Genomic DNA, 13,276 nt, shown 5'->3' with positions numbered 1-13,276 from the left:
GGGGTATGTGCCAGATAGTCTGCCACGACAATTTTTATTCCTATTCATACCCCATACTCTTCAGTGCAATAGCGTCATCTGCCCAGCCGGATTTTACCTTGACCCATATCTCCAGATAGACTTTGCCATCAAACAGCACCTCCATATCCTTACGTGCCTGTGTAGCCATATCCTTCAGTTTTTTTCCCTGCTTACCTATAATGATAGCTTTCTGATTTTCTCTCTCCACCAGAATACAGGCATGGATACGTCGCAAATTGCCTTCCACAGCGAACTGCTCGATGATCACACTAACCGAGTAGGGTACCTCCTCACCAATTTGCCGAAAAACTTTTTCGCGCAGTAATTCTGCTGCCAGAAATCGTTCACTGCGATCTGTAATTTCGTCTTCCGTAAACACCGGAGGATTTTCGGGCAAATAGTGACGAATAACTTCAGTCAGATCTGATAATTGTCTGTTTTGCAATGCACTTACCGGGACAATATCTGCAAAATCGAATAAATCAGCCATTTTTTGCATGAACGGGAGCAATTGCAGTTTATCCGGTAACAAATCAATTTTGTTTATCACCAGAATTACAGGAAGATTCCTGGGCAATTGCTCAAGAACCTGCTCATCTTCCCGGCCAAACCGTCCAGCCTCAAGCACGAACAAGATGACATCCACATCCTGCATACTTTGCAGAACAACCCGGTTCATTACCTGATTGAGCTGGCTACGATGGCGCATCTGGAAACCGGGCGTATCTACAAAAATAAATTGTGATTGTACATCCGTCAATATCCCGTGAATCCGATGACGGGTGGTTTGCGCTTTTCTGGAAGTAATGCTGATCTTTTGTTTAATCAGATGATTCAACAAGGTTGATTTACCAACATTGGGTCGCCCCACAATAGATATGTAGCCTGCTTTGTAACCAGATGCGCTCATAGTAAAGTTCTGCCTAGATAAAGAGAACTCAGGTTGATCAAAGGAATTGTATAGAGTTACGATGGATACGAGGTTGCTTAATGTCTTACTACGGCAAGTTTATAAGCTCGGCGTGCAGCTTCCTGTTCGGCTCGACGACGACTGGTTCCTTCACCACTTGTGCGAATAGCAAATTCAGGAATGACGCATTCCACATGAAAAACCTGTGCATGTGCATCACCACGTGTCAATAGCGTACTGTACTCAGGCAAGTCTACTTTCCGACTTTGTAGATATTCTTGTAACAAAGTCTTGGGATCTTTACCAAAAAGATCAGGATCCAGCTGATTTAACAAAGGATCATAGAGTGCCACAATCACCTGATCAACTTTTTCAAATCCACTTTCAAGGTAGATTGCCCCGATAATGGCTTCCATTGCATTTGCCAGAATAGATGGGCGCTGATGCCCGCCACTCTTGCGCTCGCCATCACCAAGTAAAATCAATTCGCCAATACCCAGAGCAGATGCAAGTTGATGCAAGGCGTCTTGGTTGACGAAATTTGCACGTAATCTTGTCAGATCTCCTTCTGGCAATAGCAGGAAACGTTTGAACAGCAGCGTTGATACCGCACAGTTCAGCACACTACCCCCTAGAAACTCAAGACGTTCATTATTCGGAAAACCGAGGCTGCGATGGGTCAGCGCCTCCTGAAGCAAATCAGGTTGTTTGAAGGTATAACCCAGTTTTTGGGAAAAAACAGTGTAATCCTGCTTTTTCAATTTTTTTGCATGTTTACTCTTTATGCCTTGCGAAGTAAATTTGGATCTGGTCATTGATCACTGGCTGCATCGAAATCGATCAGTAGCGAAAGGTTTGCAAATAAAGGCTTTTTAACTGCGTAACTAATGTTCAAGATTAGTTGCTCGTCCTGCTTTCTGATGACAATATCACTCCCGCTTACGGATTTTATATCATCTACAGCAGCACGTTTATCAAAAGCCATACGTATTTCACGAACACTCGCATCCCGCAGTTTGGAATCACTGGCAATTGTCACTAGCGCTCGCTTGACAGCAGCGAACTCAATGAAAGAGGGGATCAATCTCATCCCCAGAATGGCCGCCAGTACAATTGCCACTGACCATGTCAGTAGCCCGGGCAGACTTATCCCTTGCTGCCCTCTGTTTGTCGAGGAATATAATGATGAATACATAAATTTCTCCTGCGGCATACTAAAGATTCAAATCATTACTTGATTAGCGTACCTATTCTGCTCAGATCATTAAAATTCCACCAGATCAGGAAAGCTTTACCAACAATATGATCTTCCGGCACAAAGCCCCAATAGCGGCTATCACTGCTGCCATCACGATTATCACCTAAAGTAAAATAATTACCTTCTGGGATTTTGCATGAGAAGCCTGTTTGGTCAAAAGTACAATTTTCCCGGTTGGGAAAATGATGGACAGCGGATAGCTGTATATCGGGCATCTCCTGATTAATCAAAACATTATACTCGTTACCATCCATGCTCTCCTTAAACCGCTGTGTATAAATATATGCTAACCCGGATTCAATATACTTGTAGTCGCCAGCTGGTTCCAATTGAATGGGAACATTATTGATACTTAGATGTTTGTTTCGGTAAGTGACCGTATCCCCAGGTATACCAATCACCCGCTTGATGTAGTCAATAGATGGATCTTCTGGAAAGCGGAATACCATGACTTCGCCTCGTTTGGGCTCATTCATATTGATAATTTTCAGGTTTGCTACAGGCAATCTGATCCCGTAGGTGTACTTGTTGACCAATATAAAATCCCCCACCAGTAAGGTCGGTATCATGGAACCGGAAGGTATTTTAAAAGGCTCTACCAGAAACGATCTCAAACAAAATACAACCAAAATAATGGGGAAAAAACTTTTAGGGTACTCAATCCACCATGGCTCGACATTATCAGGAGTACGCTGGTGTCGCAGTATTAAATAATCAAGCAGCCAAATTCCACCTGTAACCACCAATAAAGCAAGCAACACCAAAGGAAAATTCATAGTATCCCGGTACTTATCTGATCTAAAGATATACTGATAAACATATTAAACACGTCATTTATCGGTATTGTTTACTTACCATCCACCTGAAGGATAGCAAGAAACGCTGCTTGTGGAATTTCAACATTACCGACCCGTTTCATACGCTTTTTCCCCGCTTTCTGCTTTTCCAGCAGCTTGCGTTTTCGCGTAATATCCCCACCGTAGCACTTCGCCAGTACATTTTTACGTAATGCCTTGACATTTTCACGCGCCACAATATGGGCACCTATTGCTGCCTGTACCGCAATATCAAACATTTGTCGCGGAATAAGTTCACGCATTTTTTGTGCCAGCTCCCGTCCACGTTGTTGACTGCTGGCACGGTGTACAATCAGGGACAAGGCATCTACCCGTTCATTATTGATCAGTATGTCGAGCTTAACCAGATCAGCCACTCTGAATTCCTTGAATTCGTAATCAAGCGAAGCATAACCACGGCTCACAGATTTCAATTTATCAAAGAAATCCATTACCACCTCATTTAGAGGCAGCTCATAAACAAGCATGACCTGCCTGCCCATATATTGCATATTTTCCTGAACTCCGCGTTTACCGGTACACAATGTTATCACCGCGCCAACATATTCCTCGGGAACCAGGATAGTTGCAGTAATAACAGGCTCCCTGATTTCTTCTATGCTGGACAGTTCTGGTAGTCTGGAAGGATTTTCGATCTCCACAATCTTACCATCATGCAGGACAACCTGATAAACCACTGTCGGCGCAGTGGTAATAAGATCCATATCATATTCCCGCTCCAGTCGTTCCTGAACAATATCCAGATGCAATAAACCGAGAAATCCGCAACGAAAGCCGAAACCCAGTGCCTGAGAAGTTTCCGGCTCAAAGTGTAAAGAAGCATCGTTCAACCGCAGCTTCTCCAATGCTGCACGCAATGCGTCATATTGATTGGATTCGACCGGATACAGTCCAGCAAAAACCTGTGGTTTTATTTCCTTGAATCCATCCAGAGGCTCACTGGCAGGATGATCAACCAGCGTTACCGTATCTCCCACTTTGGCAGACTTTAAATCCTTAATTCCAGAAATTATGAAACCAACCTCTCCGGCACTCAGAGATTCACGGTTAACCGCCTTCGGCTGAAAAACACCCACTTCCTCACACAAATAATTTGCCTTATTGGACATTAGCAGGAGCTTGCTACCTGGTTTCAATATGCCATCCATCACTCGAACCAGCATCACAACGCCCACATAACTGTCAAACCAGGAATCTATTATTAGCGCCCTGAGCGGCGCATCGATCTCCCCTTCCGGAGGTGGAATCCGGGCCACGATCATTTCCAGGACTTCACTTATCCCTTCACCAGTTTTAGCACTAATGTGTAGAGCACTCCTGGCTTCAATTCCGATAATGTCTTCTATTTCAGCAATCACTCTATCAGGATCAGCAGCAGGTAAATCGATCTTGTTTAGCACCGGAATAACTTCGACGCCTTGTTCAATTGCGGTATAACAGTTTGCAACAGTCTGCGCTTCGACACCTTGAGAAGCATCGACAACCAGCAGAGCACCTTCACAAGCAGATAGTGAGCGGGATACTTCGTAGGAAAAGTCAACGTGTCCTGGCGTATCGATCAAATTCAGCAAATAATTTACACCATCCTTGGCCTGGTAATACAAGGCAGCGGTCTGTGCCTTTATCGTAATGCCGCGTTCGCGTTCCAGATCCATCGAATCGAGTACCTGAGCTTCCATTTCCCGATCAGAAAGACCTCCGCAAAACTGAATAATGCGATCAGCAAGCGTGGATTTGCCATGATCAATATGTGCAATAATAGAAAAATTACGAATGTGCTGTATCAAAAAAAATCACCGATTGGCAGGAGAATTGACGAAAGCCATGGATAAAAGAAGCGATTGTATACAAATCAGCAGAAGGAAGATAGATTTCCCGGAGCAGCCAGAACAGATAAAGCGATTCCGTATACTTGACAATCATGAAGACAACGCGAGAACTCGCTAAATAAATCAGATGAGTAGTAATTTACTCAGCTCCCGCATTATCTCTATGCTGGAACAATAACAAGAAGAAATGAGAACGGATCTTTTGTAGAGAAGATAATTTAATCTGCTCGAGCAAATCAAATCAGCAAAAAGTTAGAATTCAGGCAAGGTAAGCGTTAAACGCCTCTAAATCAAGAAAATAGTGACATAGCTCTTTTTTTTCTTTTACAGCAAACAGAACCGGAACACGCTCATTATATAATCGGGTCAAATTCTCATCTTTATCAATATTGATCACTACAAACTCAAATCGAAATTCCTTTTGCAGATCACCGAGGGAAGCAATCATATCCTCGCAGAGATGACAGCCTTCTCTCCCATATACAATTAATTTTCTGAGCTCTGCCCGATTATTCATCTATTTTTATGGTAATGAAAGTCGCAACATCCCCTCTTCTTATTAGCAGCGCAATATTCCGACCTTTGGGAGCATCATTCAGCAACTTATTGAACTGTCTGATGGATTTTATATCTTGATTATTAAATCCCAAGATAATATCTCCGGGACGAATACCCGAGCTACTGGCTATTCCGTCATAAACTTCATCAACCAGCAAGCCATTCTCTATACCAAGCTGATTTTTCTGGTTAGCAGAAAGCTCCCTTAGAACAAGACCAAGCCGACTGGTTGCATCTCCTGATTTGCTTTGTTTTTGATTAACAATATTGCCATCTGCAGGCATTTCTCCTACTGAAATAGTCATTTTTTTGACCGAACCACTACGCCATATTTCAACAGGCACCTTGGAGCCAGGTTTCGTGTTCCCAACAATGCGTGGCAAATCACTTGAAGCCTCGATATCTTTACCATCAAATTTCAGAATAACGTCTCTTATCTTTATGCCAGCTTTGTCAGCCGGCCCGCCTTTTTCTACTGAAACCACTAGTGCACCGCGTGACTTGTCCAGACTGAAAGACTCGGCCAACTCGTCTGTCATTTCCTGTATCATGACACCAATCTTTCCGCGTGAGATCTTGCCATAGGTCTTGAGTTGATCGGCAATATCCATCGCGACATCAATCGGAATGGCAAAAGAAAGACCCATAAACCCACCCGTTCTGCTGTAAATCTGGGAGTTGATACCCACAACCTCACCCTTCATATTAAACAGCGGTCCACCTGAATTACCCGGATTAATCGCCACATCAGTTTGTATAAAAGGAACATAGTTTTCCTGGGCAAGCGAACGTCCTTTTGCACTCACAATTCCCGCTGTAACCGTGTTCTCGAAGCCAAAGGGAGCGCCAATGGCAACTACCCATTCTCCAACCTTGAGTTGCTCAGGGCTACCTTGGGTCACTACCGGTAGATCATTTGCATCTATTTTAAGCAATGCAATATCTGTTTTTTGATCAGCTCCAATTACTTTTGCGCTGAATTCACGCTTATCTGTCAATCGGACGGTAATTTCATTGGCCGCCTCAACCACATGTGCATTGGTCAGGATATACCCATCTTTACTGATAATAAAACCTGAACCAAGTGAACGAGATTCATATTTTCTCGGGCCTGAGAAAGGTTGGATATGTCTGCGAAAAAATTCATAGAAAGGAGAATCTTCCGGAATATTAGGAATTTCTGGCAAAAACTGACCAACCCCTACTTGCTGAGTCTGAACTGTACTGATATTGACAACCGCCTGTCCGTGCTTTTCTACCAGATCAGTAAAGTCCGGCAAATCTTTTGCCTGCAATGAAACAGGCAGCATAAATGCGGACCAACACAGGAAAATTATAAATGCTATCTTCTGCCATGTATTTTTAATCGTAGCCACGATCAATATTAATCCTGCGTTTGGGTAGGGGTTACTTTGAGAGATCATGATGATAAATATATAATCATAATTAAGAATTATTGGCGCTTACAGAAGTAAGTCCACATTACCGTAGCCAAAATATCGTCATATCAATTCCCCACAAGCTCTTTCTGTTTATAACAATGACAGAACACGGCACCTGCATTATTACAACAATATACTTCATGAACTCATGATTCACGTTACTCGGCAGGCGCGAGAGGCTCTGTCCGGATTGGTCCAACAGCTGGAGATACCCCGACAGACGGATAACGGGCAGCACTCTCGTATGTTACTCCCCTGTAGATCAGAGGATAATTACTGTTTGTAGAAACAGAAGGAAATGAATACGAGGGAGCGGGCTGAAAAGTAACCAACGAGCGCTGCTCGTTGGCAGGCGTAGCCTTGTCATTTATTTTCTCAGTCACATAAACTTCTTTAAGTGCTGTTTCATGCTGCTCTATAGACTGAAATATCAACCATCCGGCTGACAACACTGTAATCGAAGCAGCAACCGAAAATCCCAGTAGCTTTTGTTTACGATTCTGGTGAGTTTTGTGTGAATAAGGCACCAATAACAGCGGTTCATCAATTAGTTTATTTCTGATCTTTTCTGAAAGATCTATACTAATAACGGATTGGTGTAATGAATCCCTAATTATATGATAAACCTCCCAGTCAGAAAACAGACTACTGTCACTTTTTACAACATTAATGATCGTAACTGCATCCGTATCCTCAAGCTCACCATCCATTAATTCAGATACTTTCTTTCTCACATTTCACCTCTTATTACCATCTTTTACTCTTGTCAGTGCCTAACAAAGGACGCAGTTTGTCAGCCACCGCCTCACGTGCCCTGAATATTCTGGACCGCACTGTACCAATTGGACAATTCATAATATCGGCAATCTCTTCGTAGCTTAATCCCTCAATTTCCCTGAGAGTTATCGCAGTTCGTAATTCTTCGGGTAAAGCTTCTAGTGCCTGATTCACAGTTTGGGCAACCTGTTTTCCCATAAGTTCACTTTCAGGCGTATTCACCTCCCGAAGCTGATCAGCTCCTTCAAAATTTTCCGCATCTTCAGCATCAAATCCAGTAATGGTTACGGGCTGTTTACGGCCTTGTGCTACCAGAAAATTCTTGGCTGTATTAACTCCAATTCGATACAACCAGGTATAAAAGGCACTATCACCGCGAAACGAAGCTAATGCCCGATAGGCCTTAATAAAGGTTTCCTGGGCAATATCTTCCACTTCAGCCGGATCTCGAATAAACCGAGATAACAAGCGCGCGAGCCGTCCCTGATATTTAATAACCAGCAGATCAAAAGCACGTTTATCGCCCTGCTGTACCCGTTCTACCAACTGTTGATCGATTTCACGATCACTCATTTTTCTTGGCTGCCGGGATAAGAAAAATGCAAATCAACTCTATTTATCAATTTGTAACCTTCTGTTCCGGTTTTATTTTTGACTTTCAATAAATTTTTGAAGTTATTATATAGCTGAGGTTATTTCTTCTTTGGCCTGATCCAAAATAATCATTTGGCATAAATTCAACCATATTTACTATAAAAGCTGAATTAGTCTTATGAATCTGCAATATCAGTCAGCTCGGGTTTAATACGTTCCACTTTTAACAGATGCAAACGACGACTATCCGCTCTCATAACGGTAAAACTGAAATCTCCTATGACAATTGATTCTCCGCTCTCAGGAAGCCTGCCAAATTTGCCAATAACAAGACCGCCAATCGTATCAAAGTCCTTATCACTGAATGATGCGCCCAAAGTTTCATTAAAACTTGATATTTCAGCAATTGCCTTGACACGATAATGGCCGTCTGTATCCGCAACAATATATGCGTCATCCTCGTCAAAATCATATTCGTCCTCAATATCCCCAACAATCTGCTCCAACACATCCTCAATCGTAACAAGCCCAGCCACACCGCCATATTCATCGACGACAATAGCAATATGGTTACGATTACTGCGAAAATCCTTGAGAAGAATATTAAGCCTCTTAGATTCCGGTATATATATCACCGGGCGCAGTATATCCTGTATGTTGAATGCTTCTCTGCTTGAGTAATAGCGTAATAAATCCTTTGCCAGTAAAACACCAATAACCTGGTCTTTGCTCCCATCCGTAACAGGAAATCGTGAATGGGCAGTCTCAATCACAAATGGAATAACCTCCTCAGGTTTTTCGTTAATATCAATCGTATCCATTTGCGAACGAGGAACCATAACGTCACGAACTTGCATTTCCGAAACTTGCATCACCCCTTCGATCATAGCCAGTGCATCCGCATCAAGCAGGTTACGCTCATAAGCAGAGTGCAGTAAAGCAATCAACTGCTCACGATCTTCCGGTTTGCGCGAAAGTAATGTACTGATATGCTCAAGCCAACCAGCTTTGGGGGAGGTCTCGTTCATGAAATGTATAGCATCGGGAATAAAAAAGATTTGTCTGGTCCGTTTATATCATTTCACTGCTGAATGACATAAGGGTCAGGATAATTGAGCCTGGTGATAATCTTTGTTTCGAGGGATTCCATAACAACGGCATCTTCGTCGCTGATATGATCATATCCCTGCAAATGTAAAACGCCATGGACAATAAGATGCGCATAGTGTGCTACCAGATCTTTATTTTGTTGTTCTGCCTCCCTGGAAATTACAGGAGCGCACAGCACGATATCACCGAGAAGTGGAACATCATCACTATACACAAACGTCAATACGTTAGTTGCAGAGTCCTTGCCACGAAACTTGCGATTAAGCACTTCACCTTCCTGCATACCAACGATACGAATAACAATTTCAGCCGGCTTATTTAACGCAGCCCCGACCCATTTACGAAACAGTTGCCTGCCCGGAATATTAGTTTTATCTGCCGCAAACTGCACCGTCAATTTAAACGTCTTCCCACAACCAGAAAATTTATTGGGGTTCTTTATCAGAGGCATATTTTTCGTAGGCATCCACTATACGTTGAACCAGTGGATGCCGAACTACATCGTCAGTTTTAAAATGTGTAAACGCTATTCCACTTACTCTTTTTAATACTTGCCCAGCTTCAACCAAACCACTCTTCTGATGCTTCGGCAAATCTATTTGCGTTATATCTCCCGTAACTACCGCTTTGGAGCCAAAACCGATACGCGTCAAAAACATTTTCATCTGTTCAGGAGTTGTGTTTTGCGCCTCGTCCAAAATAATGAATGATTGATTGAGAGTGCGGCCACGCATGAAAGCTAGTGGCGCAATTTCAATAGTGCTTTTTTCGAAATATCTATTGACTTTCTCAAACCCCATCAAGTCATACAAAGCGTCATAAAGCGGCCGTAAATAGGGGTCCACCTTCTGCACCATATCTCCTGGCAAAAACCCCAATCTTTCCCCTGCCTCTACGGCTGGGCGCACCAGAATAATTCGACCAACCAGCTCGCGCTCCAATGCATCTACCGCACAGGCAACAGCAAGGTAGGTCTTCCCCGTGCCCGCTGGCCCAATGCCAAAAGTAACATCGTGCTCCCTGATTTGATAAAGATAATCCGTCTGTCGAACAGTACGACCTTGAATATTGCCGCGACGAGTTATGAGTTGCAAAGGTGTCGAGTCGAGCTTTTCCGCATCCCTGTCTGAATTCATAGTAGACGGAGAGGCAATATTTCTGATTTCAACTAATCCTAACTGTATCTGCTCAATACCGAGATGATTATCCGATTCTTCATAGAATTTTTTCAATGCTCGGACTGCAAGATTAGTTTGACTGATAGGACCATGAAGTACGAAGTGGGCACCTCTACGTGAGATGACTACATCAAAGGCAGATTCAATCTGCTTGAGATTTTCATCTAATACCCCGCAAAGGTTGATCAGGCGTTCATTATTTGTGGATGAAAACGTCAATTCAACAGATTCAGGTTTCGATTCTACCGAAAACGTCATCGCAGCGTTCAAACTCTAATTGCAATCAAGTTGAGCAACAAACCGGCCGTAACAAGATTGTTCATTGCATATCAGAAATTTCACCGCGTAACGTATGCGATGAGACTGCTGTTATCTTGATATCAACAAAGCTTCCCACCAAACCAGCGTGTCCAGCAAAATTGACTACCCGATTATTATCCGTTCTTCCACAAAATTCATTTGGATCTTTTTTTGATGGGCCCTCTACCAAAACACGCTGGATAGTATCAACCATACTCTGACTGATCATTTGTGCATTACGCTGTATTTTTTCCTGCAACTGATGCAGTCTGGCCAGCTTTATCCGATAAGGCGTGTCATCCGGTAAATCTGAGGCAGGTGTTCCAGGACGCGGGCTATAAATAAAACTAAAAGATTCATCAAATTTCACATCATCAATCAGTTTCATCGTCTCTTCAAAATCAGTATCCGTTTCTCCCGGAAATCCGACAATAAAATCTGATGATATTGATATATTTGGACGAATCGTACGTAATTTACGGATGATGGATTTATACTCAATTATAGTATAACCTCGTTTCATCGCAGCCAGAATCCTGTCTGATCCGGATTGTATGGGCAAGTGCACATGACCAACCAGCTTCGGTAATCGCTGATACGTTTCAATCAATCGGGCTGTAAATTCTCTCGGATGGGAAGTTGTATACCGGATACGCACCAAGCCCGGAATTTCATGGATATAATCCAGTAGCGTAGCAAAATCTATATCTCCTTCTCCGCTTGTCTTATCGTAATAAGCATTCACATTTTGTCCGAGCAGAGTAACTTCCTTGACCCCTTGAATCACAAGCCCAGCCACTTCGGTCAGAACATCATCCAATGGCCTGGAAACCTCCTCTCCCCGGGTATAAGGAACAACACAAAAGCTACAGTATTTACTGCATCCTTCCATAATTGATACAAAAGCAGTTGCTCCTGTTGTACGAGCAGGTGGCAAACGATCAAATTTTTCTATTTCTGGAAAAGTAATGTCAACCTGTGACTGGCCTGTACGCCTGCGAGCATCAATCAACTCGGGTAATCTGTGTAATGTTTGCGGGCCAAATACCAAATCTACAAATGGAGCACGCCTGACTATCTCTGAACCTTCCTGGCTGGCCACACATCCACCAACACCAATCAACAAATCAGGCTTGCTATTTTTAAGATGCCGCACGCGCCCCAGATCATGAAAAACTTTTTCCTGCGCCTTTTCACGAACTGAGCAAGTATTAAATAGAATTAAATCAGCTTCTTCAGGTACTTCAGTCAGCTCCATATTTTTTTCTGATAAAAGAATATCAGCCATTTTGGCTGAATCGTATTCATTCATCTGACAGCCAAATGTTTTGATATAAAGCTTACTACTCATTATATTCCTTACCATCAACCTAAAAAAACACTCGCTGCAAGCAACGAGATATTAATTACTGTGGTACTCAGCCCACCGATGATCTTAATCAGCCTAGCCCCAAGGAGCTGAAAATTGAGCCCGCAGAGATTAACAAGTCAACAAACCTGTATATCTTTATTTAACAGAAAACCAAAGCAACTAAAGCAATGCCGCAAGCCACATCTCGTATCCTGATCCTGATTCAGCTCCAGGGAGAATGTGACTTGCGGCTCTATACACCTTAATCTAACGTAAACCAGCCAATCAAAATTTACTCATCATCACTATCGTCATCATGGTTGCTGGAGGAAGCGGAGTCGCTGTCGTCAGCTGTTTCAGTTTCTTCAACTTCCACCTCGACTTCTTCATCCTCGTCATCAACGTCATCAACGTCATCGTCACCCTCTTCCGACTTTAATACCAGCTTGCCTGCAGCAAGACTTGCATTCAAATCTGTCATCGGCGCTTCTTCATGCACCAGATTCTGATGACAGTCTATGCAGGTTGCTCCTTCCGTTTCCATTTTCTTATGTTCCGCCTGAGCGCTTTCTCCCGGAGGAGCTGGTTTTACATGACAGGTACGGCAGGTAATGCTGTCCCATTTCTTGAGGTTCATCCGGGCATCATGTGCCATTTCCAATCTTCTTTCGTTGAACTTCTCCAGGGTGGAGTAGTCATTGACCATCTCCAACCAAAGTTCTCTGGCACCATCAACCACGTGAGTTGCTACTGCCAGGTGGAAATTTTCTATCCCTTGTGGAATATGGCAGTCTTTACAAGTCGGATTAATCCCCAATGCACCATAGTGGGTGGATTCTTTTAATTCACTCTGTGGGTATGACATGGAATGACAGCTGGTACAAAACTCTTCGGTCGATAACGCAGCTTCCCCACCAAAAACCACAGCCACCAATGCTATTCCCAGCAGAGCTCCTGTCAGTAAAGTACCAATTGATCCTTTTTGCAGTCTAGTCATCTCTATTTTCCTTTTTTGGCAGTTTTAGCGTTGGCCTGGAATTCGTCATGGAACTTGAATTTAGGCTCTCCGTCAAATACGCCATCCAGTTTGT

The 13,276-nt window shown here is 43.1% G+C and carries 14 protein-coding genes and 1 pseudogene; all 15 read right to left on the bottom strand.

Translation table 11 applies throughout. From position 1 onward, the window contains the following. Window positions 1–40: 40 nt before the first annotated feature. A complete protein-coding gene (era, locus tag C8R14_RS10670; RefSeq protein WP_011634817.1) occupies window positions 41–931 on the bottom strand; it encodes a GTPase Era in 891 nt (296 codons plus the stop codon). 77 nt (window positions 932–1,008) lie between these two features. Continuing rightward, window positions 1,009–1,746: a ribonuclease III gene (gene rnc, locus C8R14_RS10665; RefSeq protein WP_110332615.1), complete on the bottom strand. Its 738-nt coding sequence runs from the start codon at window positions 1,744–1,746 to the stop codon at window positions 1,009–1,011. Beyond that, on the bottom strand, window positions 1,743–2,126 hold the full coding sequence (locus C8R14_RS10660) for a DUF4845 domain-containing protein (RefSeq protein ID WP_011634819.1): 384 nt from the start codon (window positions 2,124–2,126) through the stop codon (window positions 1,743–1,745). The genes rnc and C8R14_RS10660 overlap by 4 nt, the downstream gene beginning before the upstream one ends. Window positions 2,127–2,161: 35 nt before the next feature. Beyond that, window positions 2,162–2,965, bottom strand: coding sequence for a signal peptidase I (gene lepB, locus C8R14_RS10655; protein ID WP_011634820.1), 804 nt, complete (start codon window positions 2,963–2,965; stop codon window positions 2,162–2,164). A gap of 71 nt (window positions 2,966–3,036) precedes the next feature. After that, window positions 3,037–4,833 (bottom strand): translation elongation factor 4, encoded by a 1,797-nt coding sequence (gene lepA / locus C8R14_RS10650; protein WP_011634821.1) that lies wholly within the window; start codon window positions 4,831–4,833, stop codon window positions 3,037–3,039. A 301-nt stretch (window positions 4,834–5,134) separates the two neighbouring features. Then, entirely contained in the window at window positions 5,135–5,392 is a 258-nt protein-coding gene (locus tag C8R14_RS10645) for a glutaredoxin family protein (protein ID WP_011634822.1), read from the bottom strand. Next, window positions 5,385–6,743: a DegQ family serine endoprotease gene (locus C8R14_RS10640; protein ID WP_049753160.1), complete on the bottom strand. Its 1,359-nt coding sequence runs from the start codon at window positions 6,741–6,743 to the stop codon at window positions 5,385–5,387. Before C8R14_RS10640 ends, C8R14_RS10645 begins: the two co-directional genes overlap by 8 nt. Before the next feature lie 290 nt (window positions 6,744–7,033). Then, entirely contained in the window at window positions 7,034–7,609 is a 576-nt protein-coding gene (locus C8R14_RS10635; RefSeq protein ID WP_011634824.1) for a sigma-E factor negative regulatory protein, read from the bottom strand. A gap of 13 nt (window positions 7,610–7,622) precedes the next feature. Further along, window positions 7,623–8,225, bottom strand: a complete 603-nt coding sequence (gene rpoE / locus C8R14_RS10630) for an RNA polymerase sigma factor RpoE (protein WP_011634825.1) — start codon at window positions 8,223–8,225, stop codon at window positions 7,623–7,625. Between the two features lie 197 nt (window positions 8,226–8,422). Next, window positions 8,423–9,274 (bottom strand): CorC family transporter, encoded by an 852-nt coding sequence (locus tag C8R14_RS10625; protein WP_011634826.1) that lies wholly within the window; start codon window positions 9,272–9,274, stop codon window positions 8,423–8,425. Between the two features lie 53 nt (window positions 9,275–9,327). Continuing rightward, complete coding sequence (ybeY, locus tag C8R14_RS10620) at window positions 9,328–9,807, bottom strand: rRNA maturation RNase YbeY (protein ID WP_049753119.1); 480 nt, start codon at window positions 9,805–9,807, stop codon at window positions 9,328–9,330. After that, window positions 9,782–10,792 carry a PhoH family protein gene (locus tag C8R14_RS10615; RefSeq protein ID WP_011634828.1) on the bottom strand — a complete coding sequence of 337 codons (1,011 nt, stop codon included), beginning with the start codon at window positions 10,790–10,792 and terminating at the stop codon, window positions 9,782–9,784. The genes ybeY and C8R14_RS10615 overlap by 26 nt, the downstream gene beginning before the upstream one ends. Window positions 10,793–10,853: 61 nt before the next feature. Next, window positions 10,854–12,185, bottom strand: coding sequence for a tRNA (N6-isopentenyl adenosine(37)-C2)-methylthiotransferase MiaB (gene miaB / locus C8R14_RS10610; protein WP_011634829.1), 1,332 nt, complete (start codon window positions 12,183–12,185; stop codon window positions 10,854–10,856). A 292-nt stretch (window positions 12,186–12,477) separates the two neighbouring features. Further along, window positions 12,478–13,182, bottom strand: a complete 705-nt coding sequence (locus tag C8R14_RS10605; RefSeq protein ID WP_011634830.1) for a NapC/NirT family cytochrome c — start codon at window positions 13,180–13,182, stop codon at window positions 12,478–12,480. Window positions 13,183–13,184: 2 nt separating this feature from the next. Then, window positions 13,185–13,276 (bottom strand): annotated as a pseudogene (locus C8R14_RS10600) (cytochrome C554); the annotation flags it as partial.

Source organism: Nitrosomonas eutropha (genome assembly GCF_003201195.1).
GTDB classification, from domain to species: Bacteria; Pseudomonadota; Gammaproteobacteria; order Burkholderiales; family Nitrosomonadaceae; genus Nitrosomonas; species Nitrosomonas eutropha.
The sequence above is the reverse complement of the archived record's forward strand: the minus strand, read 5'-3'. Positions and strand labels throughout refer to the sequence as shown.

Coding starts and splice junctions, on each gene's coding strand:
- C8R14_RS10640 (WP_049753160.1), bottom strand. CDS start 6,743: ATGCTGCCTGTTTCATTGCAGGCAAAAGATTTGCCGGACTTTACTGAT.
- rnc (WP_110332615.1), bottom strand. CDS start 1,746: ATGACCAGATCCAAATTTACTTCGCAAGGCATAAAGAGTAAACATGCA.
- era (WP_011634817.1), bottom strand. CDS start 931: ATGAGCGCATCTGGTTACAAAGCAGGCTACATATCTATTGTGGGGCGA.
- lepB (WP_011634820.1), bottom strand. CDS start 2,965: ATGAATTTTCCTTTGGTGTTGCTTGCTTTATTGGTGGTTACAGGTGGA.
- C8R14_RS10605 (WP_011634830.1), bottom strand. CDS start 13,182: ATGACTAGACTGCAAAAAGGATCAATTGGTACTTTACTGACAGGAGCT.
- C8R14_RS10625 (WP_011634826.1), bottom strand. CDS start 9,274: ATGAACGAGACCTCCCCCAAAGCTGGTTGGCTTGAGCATATCAGTACA.
- miaB (WP_011634829.1), bottom strand. CDS start 12,185: ATGAGTAGTAAGCTTTATATCAAAACATTTGGCTGTCAGATGAATGAA.
- C8R14_RS10645 (WP_011634822.1), bottom strand. CDS start 5,392: ATGAATAATCGGGCAGAGCTCAGAAAATTAATTGTATATGGGAGAGAA.
- C8R14_RS10615 (WP_011634828.1), bottom strand. CDS start 10,792: ATGACGTTTTCGGTAGAATCGAAACCTGAATCTGTTGAATTGACGTTT.
- ybeY (WP_049753119.1), bottom strand. CDS start 9,807: ATGCCTCTGATAAAGAACCCCAATAAATTTTCTGGTTGTGGGAAGACG.
- C8R14_RS10660 (WP_011634819.1), bottom strand. CDS start 2,126: ATGTATTCATCATTATATTCCTCGACAAACAGAGGGCAGCAAGGGATA.
- rpoE (WP_011634825.1), bottom strand. CDS start 8,225: ATGAGTGATCGTGAAATCGATCAACAGTTGGTAGAACGGGTACAGCAG.